Raw genomic sequence first — 21,440 nt, forward strand, 5'->3', positions numbered from 1 at the left:
CTAATGTTACGCCGCCCAAAACTGCGTTCTCGGCGTTGTCGTTGGGTCGGGCGCAGGCCGAGACGTCGCTCCGGTCGGCCGAGGCGTCACGTACGTCGGCCGCGAGGTCGCTTCTGCAGGCCGAGATGTCACGAAGGTGACGTCTCGGCCTGTTTGCGTGACGCTTCGGGCGACGGGGCTGACCCTTCGGCCGACGTACGTGACGCTTCGCCCGACCTCACGGACGCCTCGGCCGACGGGGCCGACTTCTCGGCAATGCATGGACACCGACCTTCCATGTTCTTGGGCTACCCCGTAGAGTGACCGCTGTCACCACCTAAGCAAGCGCTTAGATTAGCCGAGCACACGAGGGAATGAGCATGTCGAGGTTCGAGGGACGTACGGCGATCATCACCGGGGCCAGCCGGGGCATCGGTCTGGGCATCGCCCAGCGGCTGGTGGACGAGGGGGCGAAGGTCGTCATCACGGCGCGCAAGCCCGAGGCGCTCGCGGAGGCGGTCGAGGGGCTCGGCGGCAAGGAGGTCGCCCTCGGCATCGCCGGCAAGGCGGACGACCCCGCCCACCAGGAGGAGGTCGTCACGACCGCGATCGAGACGTTCGGCAGCGCAGACCTGCTCGTCAACAACGCCGGTATCAACCCGAAGGCCGGCGGCCTGATCGACATGGACCGCGAGTCGGCGCGCAAGACCGTCGAGGTCAACTGCCTCTCGCCGATCGGCTGGACCCAGCAGGTCTGGCGGCAGTGGATGTCCGAGCACGGCGGCGCGATCGTCAACATCTCCTCGGTAGCCGGCCTGGCCCCCACCCCGCTGATCGCGACCTACGGCGCGAGCAAGGCGATGCTCAGCTACATCACCCAGGAGCTCTCGGTCGAGCTCGGCCCGAAGGTACGCGTCAACGCGATCCTCCCGGCCGTGGTGAAGACCAAGTTCGCCGAGCTCCTCTACGAGGGCCGCGAGCAGGAAGTCTCGGCGGCCTACCCGCTCAAGCGCCTCGGCACCCCCGAGGACATCGCCGGCGTCGCCTCGTTCCTCCTCTCCGAGGACGCCGGCTGGATGACCGGCCAGCTCGTCACCGTCGACGGCGGCCTCACCCTCGCGGGCGGTCGCGTCTGATGCCGATTGCTCCCGACAGCACCGCCGTCGTCACCGGCGCCGCAGGAGGGATCGGCCGCGCACTGGCCGCCCGCCTCGTCGCCGAGGGCGTACGTGTCGTGATCAACGACCTCGACGCCGTACGCCTCGAAGCGACCGCCCAGGAGATCGGCGCCCATCCCGTGGCCGGCGACGCCGCCTCCGTCGAGGGCGTGAAGGCCCTGGTCGAACAGGCCAAGGACCACCTCGGCCAGATCGACGCGTGGTACGGAAATGCCGGCATCGACCGTGGCATCGGCCTGGACTGTCCCGAGGAGGACTGGCAGGCGTCCCACGAGGTCAATGTGATGGCCCACGTCCGGGCGGCGCGGCTCCTCGTCCCTGACTGGGTCGAGCGGAAGAGTGGTCGCTACGTGGTGACGGCGAGCGCTGCGGGGCTGCTGATGATGATCGGCGCGCCGACCTACACGGTCACCAAGCACGCAGCCGTCGCTTTCGCCGAGTGGCTCTCGGCGACCTACCGCCACCACGGGATCGTCGTCCAGGCGATCTGCCCCCAGGGTGTGCAGACCGGGATGCTCGAGCGGTCCGGCGTGATGAAGGACCTGCTCAGCCGCGACAGCGCGCTGGCGCCCGAGCAGGTCGCCGACGCCGCCTGGGAGGCCACGACCGACGACCGCTTCCTGGTGCTGCCGCACCCGGAGGTGGCCGACTACTACGCCGCGCGGGCGACGCAGACCGACAAGTGGCTCGGCGGGATGAACCGACTCTGGCAGCACGTGGAGGGACAGGTATGAAGGCATGGCGGATCAACGAGCTCGGTGAGCCCAAGGACGTGATGAGGCTCGAGGAGGTGCCCGACCCGACCCCCGGCGCCGGACAGCTCGTCGTGAAGGTGCTGGCCAGCCCGGCCAACTTCCCGGACGTCCTGATGGCCCGCGGTCTCTACCAGGTCAAGCCCGAGCTGCCGTTCACCGCGGGCGTCGAGCTGTGCGGTGAGGTGGTCGCGCTCGGCGAGGGCGTGGATGCGTTCCAGGCCGGTGAGCGCGTGATCGGCGGCGCCGCCCTGCCCTACGGCGGCTTCGGCGAGCTAGCGCTGATGGACGTCGCGACGACCTTCCCGGCCCCGGAGGCGCTCAGCGACGCCGAGGCGTCGAGCCTCTACATCGGCTACCAGACCGGCTGGTTCGCGCTGCACCGCCGTGCACACATCCAGCCCGGCGAGACGCTGCTCGTACATGCGGCGGCGGGCGGCGTCGGCAGTGCCGCGATCCAGCTCGGCAAGGCCGCCGGGGCCACCGTGATCGGGGTCGTCGGCGGGCCGGACAAGGCCGAGGTCGCCCGAAAGCTGGGCGCGGACCACGTCATCGACCGCCACACCGAGGACTTCGTCAAGGTCGTCAAGGAGCTCACCGGCGGCAAGGGCGCCGACGTCATCTACGACCCGGTCGGTGGCGACACCTACGACCGCTCCACCAAGTGCATCGCCTTCGAAGGCCGGATCCTGATCATCGGCTTCGCCGGCGGCCGCATCCAGGAGGCAGCGCTCAACCACTCGCTGATCAAGAACTACTCGATCGTCGGCCTCCACTGGGGCCTCTACAACATGCTTGCGCCCGAGCTCGTCAAGGAGTGCCACGCCGAGCTCACCCGGATGGCGGCCGAAGGCTCGATCAAGCCGCTGGTCAGCGAGACGCTGCCCTTGGAGCAGGTCGCGGACGGCGTACAACGCCTGGCGGACGGCGAGACCGTGGGCCGGGTCGTCTACGGGGCGAAGCCGTGACGGCCACGGGGCTCCGGGCCGTCATCTTCGACTACGGCGGGGTGCTGACCACGCCGATCGGCGACTCGATCCGAGCCTGGCTGGACGCCGACGGCATCAAGCCGGAGAGCTTCTCGACGGTGCTCAAGGAGTGGCTGGGGCGCTACGCCGACGCCGGCACCCCGATCCACCGCCTCGAGCTCGGCGAGCTCTCGGTCAAGGAGTTCGACAAGCTCCTGGCCGGTCGCCTGGAGACGTACGACGGTAGCCCGGTCGATCCCGAGGGCGTCCTGTCCCGGCTCTTCGCCGGGATGCAGCCGAACCCGGAGATGTTCGCGTTGGCCGAGGAGCTCCGCGATGCCGGCATCCGGCTCGCCCTGCTCTCCAACAGCTGGGGCAACTTCTACCCTCGCAAGCAGGTCGACGCGCTGTTCGAGGTGGTGGTGATCTCCGAGGAGGTCGCCATGCGCAAGCCGGAGCGGCCGATCTTCGACCGCACCCTGAGCAGGCTCGGCCTCCCGGCCGAGGAGTGCCTCTTCATCGACGACGCCGAGCCCAACGTCCTCGGCGCCCGAGCGGTCGGTCTCGACGCACTGCTCCATACAGACACGGCGAGCACGCGCGCGAGGCTCGCCCAGCTGATTCCCGCACTCGGAGGTGCCGCGTGACGACCGAATCCCTGCCCGGGCTCGACCTCGACCGGCTCGGCCCCTGGCTCGCCGAGAACGTGGAGGGGGTCTCGACAAGCTCGACCACCGATGGACGGCTGAGTGCGACCCACATCTCCGGCGGCAAGTCGAACCTGACGTACGCCGTCTCCGACGGCACCCACGAGTGGATCGTCCGGCGCCCGCCGCTGGGGCACGTGCTCGCCACCGCGCACGACATGAAGCGTGAGCACACCGTGATCACCGCGCTGCGCGACACCGCCGTGCCGGTGCCGCACACCTTCGCGTTCTGCGAGGACGAGGAGGTGCTCGGGGCGCCGTTCTATGTGATGGAGAAGGTCGATGGCCGGCCCTACCGCTACGCCCGCGAGCTCGAACCGCTCGGTGCGGACCGCACGAAAGCGATCTCGGAGCAGCTCATCGATGTGATGGCCGCGCTGCACGCGGTCGACCCGGCCGAGGTCGGACTGGCCGAGTTCGGCCGCCCCGAAGGGTTCCTGTCCCGCCAGGTCAGGCGCTGGAAGAAGCAGCTCGAGGCGTCCCATTCCCGCGATCTCCCCGCCGCCGACGAGCTCCACGCGCTGCTGGAGGCACGGGTGGGTGCCGCCGAGGCCGCCTCGAGCGGGCCGGGGATCGTCCACGGCGACTACCGGCTCGACAACGTCCTCACCGACGAGGCCGACCAGATCAGGGCGGTCGTCGACTGGGAGATGGCCACGCTCGGCGACCCGGTCACCGACCTGGCCATCCTGCTCACCTACCAGCAGATGGCCACGGTCTCCGGCGACGGCACCGTGACCGATGTCAGCAACGCACCCGGCTGGCTCTCCGAGGACGAGATCATCGCCCGCTACGGCGCCGCCAGCCCGCGCGACCTGAGCGAGTTCGGCTTCTACCGCGGGCTGGCCGCCTACAAGCTCGCCGCGATCCTCGAGGGGATCCACTACCGCTACCTCAAGGGCCAGACCGTCGGGCCCGGTTTCGAGAACATCGGGGACGGGATCCACCCGCTCCTGGACATGGGCATCAACGCGATGAAGGAGAGCTGATGGATTTCGCACGCGACGCCAGGACCGAGGAGCTCGTCGCCTCGGTCTGGGACTTCCAGAAGACGTACGTCGAGCCGAACGAGGCCGTCTTCGACGAGCAGCTCGCGGCACTGCCGGACAAGTGGGCCTGGGACTCGGTGCCCGTGCTCGCAGAGATCCGCGCCGAGGCCCGCAAGCGCGGCCTGTGGAACCTCTTCCTGCCCGGTGAGGGCGGGGCCGGCCTGACCAACCTGCAGTACGCGCCGTTGGCCGAGATCACCGGCCGCAGCCACCTCGCGCCGGCCGCGTTCAACTGCGCCGCGCCCGACACCGGCAACATGGAGGTGCTGCACGACTTCGGCAACGAGGCGCAGAAGAAGGAGTGGCTCTCGCCGCTCCTGGAGGGCGAGATCCGCAGCGCCTTCGCGATGACCGAGCCGGCCGTGGCCTCCTCCGACGCCACCAACATCGAGACCTCGATCGTGCCCGACGGCGACGAGTACGTCCTCAACGGCCGCAAGTGGTGGATCACCGGGGCGATGAACCCGAACTGCAAGATCTTCATCGTGATGGGCAAGACCGACCCGTCCGCCGAGCGCCACCAGCAGCAGTCGATGATCCTGGTGCCCCGTGACACCCCCGGCCTGACGGTCAAGCGCGGCATGGAGGTCTTCGGCTACGACGACCACGACCACGGTGGCCACGCGGAGCTGGTCTTCTCCGACGTACGCGTCCCGGTGGGCAATCTCATCGGGACCGAGGGCATGGGGTTCGCGATCGCGCAGGCGCGCCTGGGCCCCGGCCGCATCCACCACTGCATGCGCTCCATCGGTCTGGCCGAGCGGGCGATCGAGCTGATGTGTGCCCGGGTCGAGGAGCGGGTCGCCTTCGGCAAGCCGCTCTCCGAGCAGGGCGTGATCCGTGACTGGATCGCCGAGTCGCGGGTGCGGATCGAGCAGCTGCGGCTCCTCGTCCTCAAGACCGCCTGGCTGATGGACACCGTCGGCAACAAGGGCGCCCACACCGAGATCCAGGCCATCAAGATCGCCACCCCGGCGACCGTCCAGTGGATCCTCGACAAGGCGATCCAGGCCCACGGTGCCGGCGGGCTCTCCCAGGACTTCCCGCTGGCCAAGTCCTACGCCGGCATCCGCACGCTGCGGTTCGCCGACGGCCCCGACGAGGTGCACAAGAACGCTCTGGCCAAGGCCGAGCTGCGCAAGCAGGCCGCACGACGCGAGGGGCGGCAGTGAGCGAGCGTCCCGAGGACCTGCGCAGGCGCGTCGAGGAGTTCCTGGCCGAGCACCCGGTCGCGACGACCGAGCCGAGCGCCTTCCTGCACGCCCGCTATCAGGCGGGCCTGGCGTGGGTCGCGTTCCCCGAGGGCCAGGGCGGTCTCGGCGCCTCCCGGGCGCTGCAGCCGCTGGTCTCCGACCTCTTCGAGGCGGCCGGTGCCCCCGACAACAACCCGCGACGTAACGGGATCGGGCTCGGCATGGCCGCGCCGACGATCCTGGCCTACGGCACTTCGGAGCAGAAGGCTCGATTCCTGGAGCCGCTGTGGTGCGGCGAGGAGATCTGGTGCCAGCTCTTCTCCGAGCCCGGCGCCGGCTCCGACCTCGCCGGCCTGGCGACCCGAGCCGTCCTCGACGGTGACGAGTGGGTCGTCAACGGGCAGAAGGTGTGGACCTCGGGTGCCCACAACGCCGACTTCGCGATCCTGGTCGCGCGCACCGACCCGGACGTCCCGAAGCACCGCGGTCTGACGTACTTCTTGTGCGATATGCACGATCCGGGCGTCGAGGTGCGGCCACTGCGCCAGATCACCGGCGAGGCGGAGTTCAACGAGGTCTTCCTGACCGATGTGAGGATCCCCGACGCCCACCGCCTCGGCGAGGTCGGGCAGGGCTGGGAGGTCGCCAACGCCACCCTCAACAACGAGCGCGTCGCCATCGGTGGCGCCGCGATGCCTCGCGAGGGCGGGATGCTCGGCGTGGTCGCCGAGTCGTGGCGGGAGCATCCGGAGAACCACACCCCGGAGCTCCGCGACCGGCTCTTGAAGCTGTGGGTCGAGTCGGAGGTGGCCCGGCAGACCGGGGCCCGGCTGCGGCAGAAGCTGGCCGTCGGCCAGCCCGGCCCCGAGGGGTCGGCGATGAAGCTGACCTTCGCCAGGATCAACCAGCAGCTCACCGGCCTCGACCTGGAGCTGCGTGGCGAGGAGGGCCTTCGCTACGAGGACGGTGACGGCTGGGCGATGGTCCGGCCCGAGCACGTCGACTTCGGCGGCCGCGACGCGGTCTACCGCTACCTGCGCGCCAAGGGCAACTCGATCGAGGGCGGCACCTCGGAGATCCTGCGCAACATCGTGGCCGAGCGCGTCCTCGGCCTCCCCGGGGAGCACCGGGTCGACAAGGACGTGTCCTGGAAGGAGATCCCGCGATGAGCGCATCTGAGGTCGAACTGCTCGACAACGAGCTCGATGCGGACCTGCGGGCCACGGTCCGGTCCTACCTGGCCGAGCGATGTGACCCCGCCGAGGTGGTCAAGGCGTACGACGGTGACAGCTCGCTCACGCCGGTCCTGTGGAAGGGGCTCGCCGGGGAGCTCGGCCTCGCGGGGCTGCTGATCCCGGAGCCCCACGGCGGCGCCGGCGCGTCCGCGCGAGAGGCCGCGGTGGTCCTCGAGGAGCTGGGGCGGGCAGTTGCCCCGGTGCCCTTCCTGACCAGTGCGGTCGTGGCGACGTCGGTCCTGCTGGCAGGGCCCACCGAGAAGGGCGTGGAGCTGCTGGGCGGACTGGCGGCGGGGGAGCGCACCGCGGCCCTGGTCGTGCCGCTCCAGACGATGACGGCCCAGCCGCTGGAGCCCGTCGAGACCGAGGTCAGGTCGGTGGCCGGTGCCCTGGAGGCCGACACCCTCCTGGTGCCGGTCTCGACATCCGAAGGCATCGAGATCCGAGCCGTCCCCGCAGACCGGGCGACGATCACCCCGGTGAGCTCGCTCGACATGACCCGCCGGCTCGCCGACGTGACCCTCGACCCGGCCGCCGGTGAGGTGGTCGTGGCCGCGGAGCACGGTGCCGAAGGCGTACGTTCCGCTCTGCTGGCCGGGGCCGCGCTGATGGCCTCCGAGCAGGTCGGGGTGGCGCAGTGGTGCCTGACCACGACGGTGGAGTACCTCAAGGTCCGGCGCCAGTTCGGCCGGATCGTCGGTGGCTACCAGGCGCTCAAGCACCGGCTCGCCGACCTCTACACCAGCGTCGAAGGAGCCGGCGCGGCAGCGCGCTATGCCGCCGGAGCGCTGGCTCTCGGAGACGCCGAGGAGACGGCGATCGCGACCCACGTCGCGGCGGCCTTCTGCGGCGACCTCGCCGTCACCGCGGCCGAGGAGGCGGTGCAGCTGCACGGTGGCATCGGCATGACGTGGGAGCACCCCGCCCACCTCTACCTCAAGCGGGCCAAGGCCGACCAGATCGCGTACGGCCTCCCCGGCCTCCACCGCGACCGTCTGGGCACCCTGGTCGACATCTAGAGCCCGCTGGTCGAGCCGCCGGAGCCGCTAGGCGGAGGCGTGTCGAGACCAACACAGTCCTATCGAGCGCCGAGGGGACCGTGTTGGTCTCGACACGCTCGCTGGCGCGAGGGTCTGAACGAAGTGGCCCTCGACCAGCGGGGCAGCTACTTCTCCAGCGCCATCAGAGCGAGAGCGAACAGAAGGCGGTCGCGCGGGTCGGAGATGCTCCTCACGGTGAGGTCCTGGATCTGCTTGATGCGGTAGATGACCGTGTTGCGGTGGCAGATCAGGTCCTCGGCGGCGTGGGTGGGGGAGCCGCCGTGCGCGATGAGGGCGCGCAGCGTCGCCAGCAGCACGTCGGACTGGTGGGTCGGCTGCGCCAGGATCGGGCCGAGGGTGCGGCGGACGAGCAGCGAAGAGACCGCTGGCGAGGCGGTCAGCAGCACCTGCGGCAGGCGGTCGTCGACGACCGCGATGTCCCGACGCCCCCGGGGCACCGTCTCCACCGTGTGCGTGGCGAGCTGGAAGGCGGTGCCGAAACCGCTGAGGTCGTCGGCGGTGGCGATCCCGACCCGGCCCGAGTTGCAGCCGGCGAGCTGCTCGACCAGATCGGCGACGGCCTCGGCGACCGGGCGAGACCCCAGCGGGACCAGCCCGAAGTGGTGGTCGCCGCGTACATGCCAGAACGACACCAGTCCGGCCCTCTCCAGCCGGTCGTCGGGGTTGCGCAGCGGTGAGTCGCGGTTGCCGTCGAAGGCCGCGACCACGCAGGCCATCTGCGCGTCGGCGGCGACCCCGAGGATGTCCTGCACCTCGGCGGCGAACGCGGGGTCGCCACCGCGACCCTCGGCCAACCCGTCCAGGAGCCGGCCCTGGAGCTGCAGGTCGCGACGCTGCAGCAGCGCCGCCTCCTTCCGGTAGGCCGACGACATCACCGAGTTCTGCACGTCCAGGTCGGTCCACACCTGGCGCCCGGCGAGGACCATCACCCGGTCGTCGATCCCCAGCTCCTCCTGCTGGTGGACCATCGCCTCCCACAGCATCCGGGTGCCGACGGTGTAGGCGTTGAGGCAGTACTCCAGAGGTACGCCCTGCCGCGCCCGCCGCCGCCCGGTGTCGCGCCACAGGTCCACGGGATTGGCTCCCGGGGTGAGTCCGGCCATAGCCCGGATGCCCCGGCGTACGTGCTCCCGCGTGCTCGAGCGCAGGTCGGCGCGCACCGACGGCTCGGCGTTCTGGTGCCACTCCGGCTGGATCGCGATCAGGGTCAGCGTGATGTCGTCGGCGATCGCGTCCGCCTGGTTCACCAGCGAGGCCCAGGCACGCTCCACCAACGGACGAAGCTCCGAGTCGGGAGATGTGTCGCTCATCACACCCATGTGCGGAGCGTCCCATGCCGACTGCCCCATCCGCCACCGAACCAGGGAATCACAGACGCAGCGCCCGAAGGATTTTGGGCGCAGTGCCCATATCCCCCGTTGTGCGGAGAGTCCAAAGTGATAGCCGTCACAACGGGTGAAGGGAGCATGATGCAGATGCCTGGCGAAGACCCGCCGCTGTTCGCGGTCGAGGGAGTCTCGGTCCGGTTCGGGGGCGTACGCGCCCTCGAGGACGTCTCCTTGGAGGTCGCGCCCCATGAGGTGCTCGGCGTCATCGGCCCCAACGGCGCCGGCAAGACCACGCTGTTCAACGTCGTGTGCGGATTCGTCAGCCCCGCCGAGGGCGAGCTCCGGCTGCGCGGCGAGACGATCCACGGCCTCCGCCCGCACCAGCTCGCCGGCCACGGCATCGCCCGCACCCTCCAGGGGCTCGGGCTCTTCGAACGGATGACGGTGCTCGACAACGTGATGGTCGGTGCCGACCGTCTCGCCCGCGCCGGCTTCGTGCGTGGGCTGCTCGGGATCGGCCACCGCGACGACGCCCGGCTGGCCGCCAAGGCCCGGGAGGTCCTCGGCGAGCTCGGGATCGAGTCGTACGCCGCCCGCTACCCGGGCAGCCTGCCCTACCCGATCCGGAAGAAGGTCGCGCTCGCCCGGGCGCTGGTGGCCGAGCCGGAGCTGCTGCTCCTGGACGAGCCCGCCAGCGGGCTGAGCGCCGAGGAGATGACCGAGCTCGGCGAGATCATCACCGGCCTGACCGAGCGCACCGCCGTGATGCTCGTCGAGCACCACATGGACCTGGTGATGTCGGTCTGCCACCGCATCACGGTCCTCGACTTCGGCCGCGTCATCGCCGCTGGCTCGCCCGACGAGATCCGCAACGACCCGGCCGTCCTCGCCGCCTACCTGGGTGACCAGGTCGAGCACGACGACGACGCCGAGGTCCCCGCACTGACCGCCGAGGAGGCCTGATGTTCGCCGTCGAGGACCTGAGCGCTGCGTACGGACCCGTCAAGGCGCTCAACGGCGTCACCTTCACCGCGTCGAGAGGCCAGGTCACCGCGGTCCTGGGTGCCAACGGCGCCGGCAAGACCACGCTGCTGCGCACCGTGTCCGGCCTGGTGAGGTCCACCCAGGGCAGCGTGAAGCTGAATGACAAGGACATCACGCGGACCGCGACGGAGAAGCTGACCTCGTACGGCCTCTCCCACGTCCCCGAGGGGCGCGGCGTGATCGCCGAGCTGACCGTCACCGAGAACCTCCGGCTCGGCGGGCTGCACCGCGCGACCGGCTCTGAGCCGATGCCGGTCGAGCGGGTCTTCGAGCTCTTCCCGCGTCTGGGCGAGCGCCGCGAGGCCACCGCTCACATGCTCTCGGGCGGTGAGCGGCAGATGCTCGTCATCGGCCGCGCGCTGATGGCGCGACCGACCGTGCTCCTGCTCGACGAGCCCTCCCTGGGACTCGCGCCCCGCGTGGTGGCTCAGATCTTCGACCTGCTCCGCGGGCTGGTGCAGACCGAGGAGCTCACCGTCGTCCTCGTCGAGCAGAACGCCCGCAGTGCCCTGTCCATCGCTGACCACGGAGTCGTGCTCAACCTCGGCAAGGTCGTCGCCTCGGCGCCGGCCGCCGAGCTGGCCGCCGACGAGCAGCTCCGCCACGCCTATCTCGGGTTCTGAGGAGCAGACATGCAGCAGTTTCTCGACACCACTCTCGGAGGGCTGGTCCTGGGCGCGGTCTACGCCGCGTTCGCGCTGGCCCTGTGCCTGATCTGGCGCTCGACCCGGATCGTCAACTTCGCCCAGGCGGCGATGGCGATGGTGACCACCTACATCGCGCTCTCGCTGATCAACGCCGACGTGCCCTACTGGGTCGCCTTCATCGCTGCGATCGCCGCCGGGTTCGGACTCGGCGCGGTGATCGAGCGGGTGATCATCCGCCCGGTCGAGGGGAAGGCCGAGCTCAACGCGGTGATCCTCACCCTCGGGCTGTTCATGGTGCTCCACGGCCTGACCGCGATCACCTTCGGTGTCCAGCACCGCGGCTTCCCGGCTCCGGTCAGCACCAGCGCGATCTCGGTCGGGGACACCTCGATCGGCATCACCCCGTTCGGCATCCTGACGATCGTCGTGGTCGCCCTCGTGATGGCCGGGCTGGTGGTCCTCTTCCGCTTCACCGACCTGGGGCTGCGGATGCGGGCGGCCGCCTTCAACGGAGAGGTCTCCCGCCTCCTGGGCGTACGCGTCGGCCGCATGCTCACCCTCGGCTGGGCGCTCGCCGCCGCGGTGGGTGCGGTGGCCGGGATGCTCATCGCCGGCGGCGACCTGGTGAACCCGGCGTTCATGGACCCGTTCGTGATCTACGGCTTCATCGCCGCCGTGCTGGGCGGCCTCGACTCGCCGCTCGGGTCGGTGATCGGGGGCCTGATCCTCGGTCTCTCGCTCTCCTACGTCACCGGCTACGTCGGTGAGCACCTGGCGCCGCTGGTCGCGCTCGGGATCTTGATGCTGGTGCTGCTGGTGCGTCCCAGCGGCCTCTTCGCAGCGGCTGCGGCCAGGAGGGTCTGACCCATGGAACGTCTGCGCTCTCTTGTCAGTCCGATCACGTCGGTTCCCCTGGCGCGCCACCTCGTCGTGGCCCTGGTCGCCTTCGTGGTGGCGATGGCGGTCATCGGCAGCTCCAGCCAGTACCTGCAGACCCGCTACGCGGAGATGGCCTACTTCGCCATCGCTGCCGGCGGTCTCACGCTCCTGACCGGTCTCTCCGGCCAGCTCTCCCTCGGCCACGGCGCGCTCATGGCGGTCGGGGCGTACGCCGCCACCCTCGTGCTCGAGCGCACCGGCGGCGAGACCCTGGCCGACGTCTTCGTCGCCCTGCTGGTCGCGATCGCGGTCTGTGCCGCGGTTGGCGTGGTGGTCGGGGTGCCGGCGGCGCGGCTGCACGGGCCCTACATCGCCGGCGCGACCCTGACCCTGGCGGTCGCGGTGCCCCGGCTGGCCAACCAGTGGGAGGTCCTCGGCGGCGAGCAGGGGCTGCAGGTGTCAGTGCCCCGCGCCACCGATCTCCCGGCGTGGATCCAGGACCTGGTCTGGTTCTTCACCGCCGTCGAGATCGACCAGTACTCCTTCCTCGCCTACCTCGGCTGGCTGCTCCTCGCGATCACCTTCGTGGCGCTCGCCAACCTGAGCCGCTCCCGGGTCGGTCGTCGGTGGCGCGCGGTGCGGGACGACGACGTCTCCGCCGAGCTGGCCGGCATCCACCTCGGCCGGGCCCGCGTGGTCGCCTTCACCGTCAGCGCCATGGCTGCCGGTCTCGCCGGCGGCCTGATGGCCATGAACGTACGTCTCACGGCGCCGGGCGCGTTCACGATCACGCTCTCGCTGACCCTGCTGGCCGCTGTCGTCCTGGGCGGGCTGGGCAGCCTGACCGGCGCGCTCATCGGGGCCGGCGTACTCGCGTTCCTCCCGAAGTTCGCCACCGATCTCGGGGAGTCGGTGGGATTCAGCGCCACCCAGGCCGCGGAGGTCACCCCGGTGGTCTACGGGCTGGTGCTGATGCTCGTCATCCTCCTCGCTCCGGCGGGGATCGTCGGCAGCCTGCGCTCGATCCTGGCGCGCTCCTCTCTCACCTCATCTCTCGGGAAAACCAAGGAGAAGACAACATGAGAAACACTGCACGCAGAGCCGTACAGGTCGTCTGTGTCCTCACCACCGCCTCGCTCCTCGCTGCCTGTGGCGCGGGGAAGGAAAGACCGTCCGAGGACGGGACGGCAGTGGGCGTCACCGACACCACGATCAAGGTCGGTGCGCACTTCCCGCTGACCGGCCCGGCCGCGCCCGGCTACTCGGAGATCCCCTCCGGCCACCAGGCGTTCTATGAGTACGTCAACGACAACGGTGGCGTGCACGGCCGGGACATCGAGATGGTCGTCAAGGACGACGCCTACAACCCGACCAACACCAGCGCGGTCACCAACGACATGATCCTGCAGGACGAGATCTTCGCGATGGTCGGTGGCCTCGGCACCCCCACGCACCGCGCGGTCGTGCAGCGCCTCAACGACGACGGCATCCCCGACCTGTTCGTCTCCAGCGGCTCGCTGCAGTGGGGCGACGACCCGTCCGGCTCACCGATGACGTTCGGCTGGCAGCCGGACTACGAGATCGAGGGCAAGGTCATCGGTCAGTACGTCAAGGAGAACATGCCCGACGCCAAGGTCGGCCTCTTCCTGCAGGACGACGACTTCGGCGAGGACGGCGAGAAGGGCGCGCGGCAGTTCCTCGACTCCCAGATCGTCGACGTACAGAAGTACACGCCGGGTGGGTCGACCGACTTCTCCCCGCAGATGTCCTCGTTCAAGTCCAAGGGCGTCGACCTGGTGATCGGCTTCAACACGCCGTCCTACACCGCGCTCAGCCAGATCGCGGCCCAGGGCGTCGGCTTCAAGTCGAAGTGGTTCTACTCGAACGTCGGGTCCGACCCGGCGCTGGTCGGCGGCCTCTTGGCGAGCATGACCAAGGGCAAGATCCCGGCCGAGCAGGGCGTGAAGCTGATGGACGGGATGATGACGACCGAGTACATCCCCGGCGTCGACGCTCCTGACGACGAGTGGGTCAAGCTGTGGCAGAAGGTCTGGGACGAGTACTCCAAGAAGGGCTCGGAGAAGCTGACCAACTACCGGATCTACGGTATGTCGCAGGCCTACACCTTCGTCCAGGCGCTGCAGGCCAACGGCAAGGACCTGACCCGCGAGTCGATCGTGGAGACGATCGAGAAGGAGGGTGCCTCCTTCGAAGGGCCCGGGCTGGCTCCGTTCCGGTTCTCCGAGGACTCGCACCTGGGCATCTCCGGGATGAGCGTCGTGGAGATCAAGAACGGTGCCTCCGAGCCGCTCACGCCGGTCCTCGTCACCGACATCGGCGACGCCGCCATCGAGGAGGACGACAGCGCCGCCTCGGACGTCCCGCCCTCGTCCGGCATCCCGGAGTGAACCGCGCAGATACTGATCAGTAGGTACCCGCACGTTCACGGACCGACCTCGGTTACAGTGATGAACCCTCACTCTCGCCACTGGAGGTCGGTCCGTGAATGTACTCGCACCCGGGAGCGGGGTCGTCGTGACCGGAGCAGCCCGAGGAATCGGGAGGGCTCTCGCCACGAGATTCGTCGCGGAAGGATGTCGCGTCGTCGTGGCCGACATCGACGCCGACGAGCTCGCCACCGTGGCGGACTCGATCGGCGCCTTCGCCGTCCCAGGTGACGCCGCCTCGGCCACCGGCTCCGCCGCGCTCGTGGAGGCAGCCCGGGAGCAGCTCGGGAAGATCGACGCGTGGTACGGCAACGCCGGCGTCGACCGGGGCCGCGGCCTCGAGGCCTCCGACCACGCGTGGCTGACCTCCTACGAGGTCAACGTCCTCGCCCACGTACGCGCCGCGCGGCTGCTGCTGCCGGACTGGGTCGCGCGCGGATCCGGGCGGTTCGTGGTGACGTCCTCGTCCGCCGGTCTGCTGACGCTGCTCGGCTCGCCCTCCTATGCGGCCACCGAGCACGCCGAGATCGCCTTCGCGGAGTGGCTCGCTGCGACGTACCGGCATCAGGGGGTGGTCGCCCAGGCGATCGTCGCGCGCAGCGTGAAGACGGCGATGCTCGAGCGGTCCTCGGGACTTCCCGGGTTCATCTCGCCCGAGGGCGCGCTCACCGCCGAGGAGGTCGCCGACGCGGTCTGGGAGGCCGGCCAGACCTCGCAGTTCTGGGTGTCGCTCGAGCCTGACGTGGCCGAGGAGTACGCGGCTCGCGCCGCGGACGTCGATGCCTGGCTGGACTCGATGAACAAGACCCGGCAGGAGCTCGACGGACCGTCCGGCCCGGCCTGAGGGTCAGCTCGCGAGGCGGACGAGCGCCAGCGTGTGCGCCTGCCCGAGGGCCTCGTCGGCGGTGCACGGGACGTCCGGCTGCACGCCGGTGCCCTCCCAGTTCGTGCCGGAGACCGGGTTGACGGCGCGACCCGTGGGAATCGTGGCCTCCAGGTGGGGGTGCACGGTCCAGCCCTTGCAGGGGTGCGCGCCGCCGCGGGTGGTCTCGCCGACGATGACCGCGCGGCCGAGCTGCTGCAGGTCGTAGGCCAGCTCCTCGGCGGCGGAGAAGGTGGTTCCGCTGGTCAGCAGGCAGAGCGGCTTGCTGCCGCCGAAGCGTGCGCCGAGGACGTACGGAAGGCTCCAGGACTGCTCGGTGCGACCGTCGTTGCGCCAGTGCATGGTGTTGAGGTGGGTGCGCTCGTCGAGGAGGTAGCTGCAGACGAAGGCGACAGTGTCCGGGTCGCCGCCCCGGTTGCCGCGCAGATCCACGATCAGCGCCTCGGCGCGGGAGGCCACGGTGAGCGCCGCGCCCAGCGGCTCTGCGGCCCACTCCAGCGGGAACAGCATCGGCGCCAGTTCCAGGACGGCGACCCCTCCGTCGAGCAGCTCCAGCCGGGGCGCACCGCCGAGCGAGGTGTCGAAGTCGCGTCGGATGGACTCCATGGTCGCCGCGCCCTGCTCGGGGGAGACCGGCTCGGCGTGGTGCTTGAGGCGTAGGTGCTTGTCGTCGTTGACGGACTGCAGGTCGTCGGTGACCAGACGCGCGAGCTCCTCGGCGCCATCGACGTCATAGGCACCCTCGGCGAGGCGCCGCTTCAGCAGGTCGGCGACCTGCTCGGCCGTCTCGGGGAAGACGTAGTGCTCGGTCACCAGGCGGATCGTCTCGTCGATGACAGCGGCCGGCCGGAGGGTCGTCAGGGGCGTCACGGCAGGGAGTAGAGCACCGCCCCGGCGAACCGTCAACGACGTTTGGTCCGTCTCCACTAGTCTCGCCGATGTGGAACCTTTGGTCTCGACCTGGCTCAGTGGCCTCGACGGCATCCCGACGCAGGCCCAGAACGTCAACCAGCAGCACTATGCGGCGAGCCTGATGAAGGTGCCGGTCGCGATCGCCGCCTATCGGCTGCGCGATCGTGGGCTGCTGTCTCTCGATGAGCCGATCGGGGTGCATTCCGACTTCGACTCCGCCGTCGACGGGTCGCGCTTCTCGATGGATCCGGCGGAGGACCAGGACCCGGTGACCTGGGAAGCGGTCGGCTCCCCGCTGCCGCTGGGTGATCTCGTACGCCGCTCCCTGACCGTCTCGGGCAACCTGGCCGTCAACCTGGTGCTGGAGCGGGTCGGGCTCGAGGAGGTCGCTGCGGTGCTCGCGGACGCCGGGGTGACGCCGATGACGACGGTGTCGCGTGGGATCGAGGACGCGCCCGCCCGTGAGGCCGGGCTGCAGAACCTGGTCACCGCCAACGACATGGGCAAGCTGCTCACCAAGCTCGCCTCCGGCCGGCTGCTCTCGCCCGAGTCGACCGCCGAGCTCGAGGGGATCCTGGTCGCCCAGGAGTATCGCGACGCGATCCCGCTCGGGGTGCCCGAGGACGCGGTGGTCGGCAACAAGACCGGCTGGGTCGACGGCGTACGCCACGACATGGCGATCATCCGGCCCGCTCAGGGCGAACCGCAGGTGATGGTCGTCCTCACGACCGGCCTGGACGACGACGAGTCGGAGTTCCGGATCAGCGAGGTCGCGCGCTATCTGTGGTCCACCCTGTGACCTCGCCCGCGATCGTCGCGGTGCGCACCCAGCGTGTCCGGGTGCCGCTGCACACCCCGTTCGTGACGGCTCTGCGTCGCACCGACTTCGCAGAGACGGTCGTCGTGACGGTCGAGGACTCCGACGGGTGCGTCGGCTGGGGTGAGGCGCCGCAGGTCTGGAAGGTCACCGGTGACTCGCTCGCCGGGTCAGCTGCGGCGTTGGAGGGGCCGATCTCGGACGCGCTGGTCGGTGCCGCTGCCGATCTGTCGTCGGCGGGGTTGATCCAGGGCGCCGTCATCGGCAACCGGTCGGCCAAGATGGCCGCGGATATCGCGCTGCACGACCTTGTCGCGCGCCGGGCTGGGGTGTCGATGACCGAGCACCTGGATGTGTTGGTTTCGACACGGGCTCGCTGGCGCTCGCCCGGCTCAACCAATGCTGAGGCAACGCTGGTTGAGCCGCCGGAGCCGCTAGGCGGAGGCGTGTCGAAACCAACACAGTTGCTGACCGACATGACCCTCTCCGTAGGCACCCCCGCCGACCTGGCGGAGGCGGCGGCAGCCCGCGCACGAGACGGGTTCACGACGCTCAAGATCAAGGTCGGGACGGATCCGGCCGGCGATGCCGAGCGCGTGCTCGCGGTCCGTGAGGCAGCCCCGGGCTGCGTACTCCGGCTGGACGCCAACACCGGCTGGCGCGCGGACGAGGCGGTCACGGTGCTCACGACACTTGCCGACAAGGACGTCGAGCTCGAGCTCGTCGAGCAGCCGGTGGCCCGGCGTGACCTGGAGGGGATGGCGTACGTCCGGCGTCATCAGCCCTACCCGATCCTGGCCGACGAGTCGGTCTTCGATCTGGAGGATCTGGTCGACGTGATCCGCGCCGGGGCGGCGGACGCGGTCAACATCAAGCTGGCCAAGTGTGGCGGGATCACGCCCGCGATCGAGCTGCTGGAGGTCGCGAGGAGCCACGGCCTCGGCCGCCTCGTCGGCTGCATGATGGAGTCCCACCTCGGCATCGGCGCGGCTGCCGCACTGGTCGCCGCACTCGGCATCCCCGGCGAGCAGGATCTCGACGCGGGCTGGTGGGCGAAGAGCTCGCCCTATGTCGGCGGGATCGGCTACGACGGCCCCCACATCCTGTTCCCCGACGCCCCCGGCCTCGGCATCGAAGGAGTCCTCTCATGATCACCGTCCACCAGCCGACCTTCGTCGTGGCCGAGCCCGCCGACGACGCCGAGCACGAGACCGAGGTCGTCCCCGGCGAGGCGGTCGTCGTCCTCGAGACGCAGGGGGAGTGGACGTATGTCGTGATCCCCTCCCACGCCTCCTCGAAGGACGAGCGGGGCTATCCCGGCTGGTTGCCGACGGCCGCTCTCGCTTCGCCCGTGGCCACCCTGCTGAGCAAGGCTCGAAGCTACCTCGGCGTCCCCTACGTCTGGGGTGGCACGACGGATGCCGGCATCGACTGCTCCGGCCTGGTCCTCCGAGCGGCAGAGGCCATCGGCGTACGTCTCCCGCGGGACGCCCGCGACCAGGCCGCCGCGCTCGAGGCGATCGACCTCGGCGACGTCGCTGCCGGTGACCTCTACTTCTTCGCGCGCCCGGACGGGCGGGTCATGCATGTCGCCATCGCCACCGCAGTCCCCGAGTCGGACGGCGCCCGCCCGATGATCCATGCCGACGGCGACAAGATGGTCGTCGTCGAGGAATCCATGCCCGCCGACCGGGTCGCCACCCTCGTCAGCGCCGCCCGTCTGTGACGGCTGCGTGACTTATCCGCCGGTGCCGGTGAACTTCTCGCGCGCCAGAAGTGACAATTCGACGTGGTGAGTTAACTTCGAACGTATGACTCGTACAGGGGCACTGAGTCCACAGAGCCGCGATCTCGCGATCGGCACGATGGTCGGAGCAGCGGGAGAGACCGAGCTCGACGTCCTCGTCGTCGGAGGGGGTGTGACCGGCGCCGGAGTGGCGCTGGACGCCGTCACCAGAGGCCTCAGCACGGGGCTGGTGGAGCAGCGCGACCTGGCCTCGGGAACGAGCTCGCGGAGCTCGAAGCTGGTCCACGGGGGCTTGAGATACCTCGAGATGCTCGACTTCGAGCTGGTCCGCGAGGCGCTCCAGGAGCGCGGTCTGCTGCTCAACACCCTGGCCCCGCACCTGGTCCGGCCGGTGCCGTTCCTCTACCCGCTGACCAACCCGGTGTGGGAACGCGCCTACATCGGCGCGGGCCTGGCGCTCTACGACGGGATGGCGAGCTTCGGCCCGCTCTCCGGGATGGGCAACTCGGGTCTCCCGCGCCACCGCCACCTCACCCGCCGGGGCGTGGCGAGGATCGCCCCCGACTTCCGCACCGACACGATCACCGGTGCGATCCAGTACTACGACGCTCAGGTCGACGACGCCCGCCTGGTGATGACGATCGCGCGCACCGCCGCCTCCCACGGCGCCCACGTCGCGACCCGGGTCCAGGTGACGGGGTTCCTGCGCGAGGGCGAGCGGGTCGTCGGCGTACGGGCCCGCGACCTCGAGCACGACCAGGACCTGGTCATCCGGGCCAAGACCGTCGTCAACGCCGCCGGGGTGTGGACCGACGACATCCAGGCGATGGTCGGCGGCCGCGGCGCCCTGCACGTCAAGGCGTCCAAGGGCATCCACCTCGTCGTACCGCGCGACCGGATCCGCTCCGAGTCGGGCTTCATCGTCCGCACCGAGAAGTCGGTCCTCTTCGTGATCCCGTGGGGCCGCCACTGGATCATCGGCACCACCGACACCCCCTGGACCTACGACCTCGCCCACCCGGCCGCCTCCAAGACCGACATCGAGTACGTCCTCGAGCACGTCAACGCGATCCTGCGTGAGCCGCTCGACCTCGAGGACGTCGAGGGCGTGTACGCCGGGCTCCGCCCGCTCCTGACCGGCGAGTCCGACCAGACCGCCGGCCTCAGCCGCGAGCACCTCGTGGTCACGCCGCTGCCGGGGCTGGTGCTGATCGCCGGCGGCAAGCTGACGACCTACCGGGTGATGGCGCGCGACGCCGTCGACGCCGCAGCCCACTCGCTGGGGACCACGACCAACATGACCCTGCGCGACTCGATCACCGACAAGGTGCGGCTCGTCGGGGCCGAGGGCTTCGAGACCCGCTCCAACCAGCGCGTCCTGCTGGCCCGTCGCTCCGGCCTCCACGTCGGCCGCATCGACCACCTCCTCGGCCGCCACGGCGGCATGATCGATGACGTACTCGACCTCATCCAGCAGCGCCGCCCGCTCGCGCTGCCTCTCGAAGGAGCCGACGACTACCTCGCGGCCGAGGTCGTCTACGCCGTCCAGTGTGAGGGGGCTCGCCACCTCGACGACGTCCTCGAGCGCCGCACCCGGATCTCGATGGAGACCTTCGACCGCGGCGTCTCCGCCGCCCCCGGCGTCGCCAAGCTCATGGCCGAGGAGCTCGGCTGGGACGAGCAGCGCACCAAGGAGGAGGTCGACCACTACCTGCGCCGCATCGAGGCCGAGCGCCGCTCCCAGCTCATGGTCACCGACGAAGACGCCGACCGCGCCCGGCTCGAGGTCGAGGACCTCGTCTGACCTCATAGCAACCTGGTTGTCCGAGCGACAACATTTGTCATCACTGGTGATTCAATTGTTGGCTGGCCGGTGCGCGAACTCTGACGAGCGCCCGAGCCTCAGGTGTCGAATTGCCGTGGCGAAGCAGCCGGTTGACGTAGCAATCTGACCACATGTTCCCTTCGACAGGCCCAGAAAACTGCCTGGTCGCAGATCCCCCCGAGCCGCTGGCCACCGATGATTTCGTGCTCGCCCCACTCCGGCCCGAGCTGCTCGACCTGGACACCGACGCCTATCTGGCCAGCCCGGACGTGATCCGCGACCACAGCTACGGCCGCTGGCCGGTGGCCGGCTTCGGCAGCGACGACAACCTTCCGCTGGTGATCCGGCACTGGTCCGATTACCAGGCGAGGCGCGCCTTCACCTACCTCTTCCTCGACCCCGAGGGCACCTCGTCGCTCGGCTGTCTCTACGTCCAGCCGCTGTTCCCCTACCTGGAGGCGATGGGCGCCGACGCCCGCACCCTGCTCAGGTACGCCGGTGGATCCACCGCGAGGGTCAGCTACTGGCTCCGCCAAGACCGCGAGCCTGGGCTCGGGGTGTCGGTAGCCGAGCGGCTCGATGAGTGGCTGCGTACGCAATGGCCGTTGGACGCCTATCTCTACCGAGCCGCGCCCGCGGAGGAGTGCACCGTGCACGCCCTCGATCGACTGCCCTTGGACCGCGTCGACATCGACCTTCCCGCCGAGCGCTACAGCTATCTGTGGTGGGCCGCCGACGTTCGCATGGTGAGTTAGTGGGACGCCTGTCTGGCTTCCGAGACGCCGGTCA

The 21,440-nt window shown here is 70.0% G+C and carries 21 protein-coding genes; 19 read left to right on the forward strand and 2 right to left on the reverse strand.

Going from position 1 to position 21,440, the window contains the following annotated elements; all coding sequences use genetic code 11:
- The first annotated feature begins 359 nt into the window (after positions 1-359).
- Genes ACFU7D_RS13675 through ACFU7D_RS13710 form a run of 8 tightly spaced genes read left to right on the forward strand, consistent with a single transcriptional unit; the run spans position 360 to position 8,080 of the window.
- Positions 360-1,115: an SDR family oxidoreductase gene (locus tag ACFU7D_RS13675; RefSeq protein WP_378867832.1), complete on the forward strand. Its 756-nt coding sequence runs from the start codon at positions 360-362 to the stop codon at positions 1,113-1,115.
- Positions 1,115-1,891: an SDR family oxidoreductase gene (locus tag ACFU7D_RS13680; protein WP_378730980.1), complete on the forward strand. Its 777-nt coding sequence runs from the start codon at positions 1,115-1,117 to the stop codon at positions 1,889-1,891. The genes ACFU7D_RS13675 and ACFU7D_RS13680 overlap by 1 nt, the downstream gene beginning before the upstream one ends.
- A complete protein-coding gene (locus tag ACFU7D_RS13685) occupies positions 1,888-2,877 on the forward strand; it encodes an NADPH:quinone oxidoreductase family protein (protein ID WP_378867834.1) in 990 nt (329 codons plus the stop codon). Before ACFU7D_RS13680 ends, ACFU7D_RS13685 begins: the two co-directional genes overlap by 4 nt.
- Positions 2,874-3,524, forward strand: coding sequence for an HAD family hydrolase (locus ACFU7D_RS13690; protein ID WP_378867836.1), 651 nt, complete (start codon positions 2,874-2,876; stop codon positions 3,522-3,524). The genes ACFU7D_RS13685 and ACFU7D_RS13690 overlap by 4 nt, the downstream gene beginning before the upstream one ends.
- Positions 3,521-4,573 (forward strand): phosphotransferase family protein, encoded by a 1,053-nt coding sequence (locus tag ACFU7D_RS13695; protein ID WP_378867838.1) that lies wholly within the window; start codon positions 3,521-3,523, stop codon positions 4,571-4,573. Before ACFU7D_RS13690 ends, ACFU7D_RS13695 begins: the two co-directional genes overlap by 4 nt.
- Positions 4,573-5,805: an acyl-CoA dehydrogenase family protein gene (locus ACFU7D_RS13700; protein WP_378867840.1), complete on the forward strand. Its 1,233-nt coding sequence runs from the start codon at positions 4,573-4,575 to the stop codon at positions 5,803-5,805. Before ACFU7D_RS13695 ends, ACFU7D_RS13700 begins: the two co-directional genes overlap by 1 nt.
- Positions 5,802-6,995 carry an acyl-CoA dehydrogenase family protein gene (locus ACFU7D_RS13705; RefSeq protein ID WP_378867842.1) on the forward strand — a complete coding sequence of 398 codons (1,194 nt, stop codon included), beginning with the start codon at positions 5,802-5,804 and terminating at the stop codon, positions 6,993-6,995. Before ACFU7D_RS13700 ends, ACFU7D_RS13705 begins: the two co-directional genes overlap by 4 nt.
- Positions 6,992-8,080 (forward strand): acyl-CoA dehydrogenase family protein, encoded by a 1,089-nt coding sequence (locus ACFU7D_RS13710; RefSeq protein ID WP_378867844.1) that lies wholly within the window; start codon positions 6,992-6,994, stop codon positions 8,078-8,080. The genes ACFU7D_RS13705 and ACFU7D_RS13710 overlap by 4 nt, the downstream gene beginning before the upstream one ends.
- A 146-nt stretch (positions 8,081-8,226) precedes the next feature.
- Here ACFU7D_RS13710 and ACFU7D_RS13715 read toward each other — a convergent pair whose 3' ends face one another.
- A complete protein-coding gene (locus ACFU7D_RS13715; protein WP_378730967.1) occupies positions 8,227-9,432 on the reverse strand; it encodes a PucR family transcriptional regulator in 1,206 nt (401 codons plus the stop codon).
- Between the two features lie 165 nt (positions 9,433-9,597).
- Here ACFU7D_RS13715 and ACFU7D_RS13720 point away from each other — a divergent pair, with 165 nt between their 5' ends.
- From ACFU7D_RS13720 to ACFU7D_RS13745, 6 genes are all read left to right on the forward strand, one after another.
- Positions 9,598-10,413 (forward strand): ABC transporter ATP-binding protein, encoded by an 816-nt coding sequence (locus ACFU7D_RS13720; RefSeq protein WP_378867846.1) that lies wholly within the window; start codon positions 9,598-9,600, stop codon positions 10,411-10,413.
- On the forward strand, positions 10,413-11,117 hold the full coding sequence (locus ACFU7D_RS13725; RefSeq protein WP_378730963.1) for an ABC transporter ATP-binding protein: 705 nt from the start codon (positions 10,413-10,415) through the stop codon (positions 11,115-11,117). The genes ACFU7D_RS13720 and ACFU7D_RS13725 overlap by 1 nt, the downstream gene beginning before the upstream one ends.
- 9 nt (positions 11,118-11,126) lie before the next feature.
- Positions 11,127-12,005, forward strand: a complete 879-nt coding sequence (locus ACFU7D_RS13730; RefSeq protein WP_378867848.1) for a branched-chain amino acid ABC transporter permease — start codon at positions 11,127-11,129, stop codon at positions 12,003-12,005.
- 3 nt (positions 12,006-12,008) lie between these two features.
- A complete protein-coding gene (locus tag ACFU7D_RS13735; RefSeq protein ID WP_378730959.1) occupies positions 12,009-13,103 on the forward strand; it encodes a branched-chain amino acid ABC transporter permease in 1,095 nt (364 codons plus the stop codon).
- Positions 13,100-14,428: an ABC transporter substrate-binding protein gene (locus ACFU7D_RS13740; RefSeq protein ID WP_378867850.1), complete on the forward strand. Its 1,329-nt coding sequence runs from the start codon at positions 13,100-13,102 to the stop codon at positions 14,426-14,428. The genes ACFU7D_RS13735 and ACFU7D_RS13740 overlap by 4 nt, the downstream gene beginning before the upstream one ends.
- Positions 14,429-14,555: 127 nt before the next feature.
- Entirely contained in the window at positions 14,556-15,311 is a 756-nt protein-coding gene (locus ACFU7D_RS13745; protein ID WP_378867872.1) for an SDR family oxidoreductase, read from the forward strand.
- A 3-nt stretch (positions 15,312-15,314) separates the two neighbouring features.
- On the opposite strand, the gene ACFU7D_RS13750 is transcribed toward ACFU7D_RS13745, so the two are convergent.
- Positions 15,315-16,220 carry a S41 family peptidase gene (locus ACFU7D_RS13750; protein WP_378867852.1) on the reverse strand — a complete coding sequence of 302 codons (906 nt, stop codon included), beginning with the start codon at positions 16,218-16,220 and terminating at the stop codon, positions 15,315-15,317.
- A gap of 70 nt (positions 16,221-16,290) precedes the next feature.
- Between ACFU7D_RS13750 and ACFU7D_RS13755 the strand changes: the two genes are divergently transcribed.
- The 5 genes from ACFU7D_RS13755 to ACFU7D_RS13775 all read left to right on the forward strand — a co-directional run bounded on the left by ACFU7D_RS13755 (position 16,291) and on the right by ACFU7D_RS13775 (position 21,406).
- Positions 16,291-17,061, forward strand: coding sequence for a serine hydrolase (locus ACFU7D_RS13755; RefSeq protein WP_378867854.1), 771 nt, complete (start codon positions 16,291-16,293; stop codon positions 17,059-17,061).
- Positions 17,058-18,230, forward strand: coding sequence for a dipeptide epimerase (locus ACFU7D_RS13760; RefSeq protein ID WP_378867856.1), 1,173 nt, complete (start codon positions 17,058-17,060; stop codon positions 18,228-18,230). Before ACFU7D_RS13755 ends, ACFU7D_RS13760 begins: the two co-directional genes overlap by 4 nt.
- Positions 18,227-18,805: a C40 family peptidase gene (locus tag ACFU7D_RS13765; protein ID WP_378867858.1), complete on the forward strand. Its 579-nt coding sequence runs from the start codon at positions 18,227-18,229 to the stop codon at positions 18,803-18,805. The genes ACFU7D_RS13760 and ACFU7D_RS13765 overlap by 4 nt, the downstream gene beginning before the upstream one ends.
- An 85-nt stretch (positions 18,806-18,890) precedes the next feature.
- Positions 18,891-20,630: a glycerol-3-phosphate dehydrogenase/oxidase gene (locus tag ACFU7D_RS13770; RefSeq protein WP_378730945.1), complete on the forward strand. Its 1,740-nt coding sequence runs from the start codon at positions 18,891-18,893 to the stop codon at positions 20,628-20,630.
- 224 nt (positions 20,631-20,854) lie between these two features.
- Positions 20,855-21,406: a hypothetical protein gene (locus ACFU7D_RS13775; RefSeq protein ID WP_378867860.1), complete on the forward strand. Its 552-nt coding sequence runs from the start codon at positions 20,855-20,857 to the stop codon at positions 21,404-21,406.
- Positions 21,407-21,440 lie beyond the last annotated feature (34 nt).

It is taken from the genome of Nocardioides sp. NPDC057577 (assembly GCF_042801335.1).
Classification (GTDB): Bacteria; Actinomycetota; Actinomycetes; order Propionibacteriales; family Nocardioidaceae; genus Nocardioides.

Excerpts from the sequence above, each read along its gene's own strand:
- ACFU7D_RS13675 (WP_378867832.1), top strand. The coding sequence starts at position 360 with ATGTCGAGGTTCGAGGGACGTACGGCGATCATCACCGGGGCCAGCCGG.
- ACFU7D_RS13680 (WP_378730980.1), top strand. The coding sequence starts at position 1,115 with ATGCCGATTGCTCCCGACAGCACCGCCGTCGTCACCGGCGCCGCAGGA.
- ACFU7D_RS13685 (WP_378867834.1), top strand. The coding sequence starts at position 1,888 with ATGAAGGCATGGCGGATCAACGAGCTCGGTGAGCCCAAGGACGTGATG.
- ACFU7D_RS13700 (WP_378867840.1), top strand. The coding sequence starts at position 4,573 with ATGGATTTCGCACGCGACGCCAGGACCGAGGAGCTCGTCGCCTCGGTC.
- ACFU7D_RS13710 (WP_378867844.1), top strand. The coding sequence starts at position 6,992 with ATGAGCGCATCTGAGGTCGAACTGCTCGACAACGAGCTCGATGCGGAC.
- ACFU7D_RS13715 (WP_378730967.1), bottom strand. The coding sequence starts at position 9,432 with ATGAGCGACACATCTCCCGACTCGGAGCTTCGTCCGTTGGTGGAGCGT.
- ACFU7D_RS13720 (WP_378867846.1), top strand. The coding sequence starts at position 9,598 with ATGCCTGGCGAAGACCCGCCGCTGTTCGCGGTCGAGGGAGTCTCGGTC.
- ACFU7D_RS13725 (WP_378730963.1), top strand. The coding sequence starts at position 10,413 with ATGTTCGCCGTCGAGGACCTGAGCGCTGCGTACGGACCCGTCAAGGCG.
- ACFU7D_RS13730 (WP_378867848.1), top strand. The coding sequence starts at position 11,127 with ATGCAGCAGTTTCTCGACACCACTCTCGGAGGGCTGGTCCTGGGCGCG.
- ACFU7D_RS13735 (WP_378730959.1), top strand. The coding sequence starts at position 12,009 with ATGGAACGTCTGCGCTCTCTTGTCAGTCCGATCACGTCGGTTCCCCTG.
- ACFU7D_RS13740 (WP_378867850.1), top strand. The coding sequence starts at position 13,100 with ATGAGAAACACTGCACGCAGAGCCGTACAGGTCGTCTGTGTCCTCACC.
- ACFU7D_RS13765 (WP_378867858.1), top strand. The coding sequence starts at position 18,227 with ATGATCACCGTCCACCAGCCGACCTTCGTCGTGGCCGAGCCCGCCGAC.
- ACFU7D_RS13770 (WP_378730945.1), top strand. The coding sequence starts at position 18,891 with ATGACTCGTACAGGGGCACTGAGTCCACAGAGCCGCGATCTCGCGATC.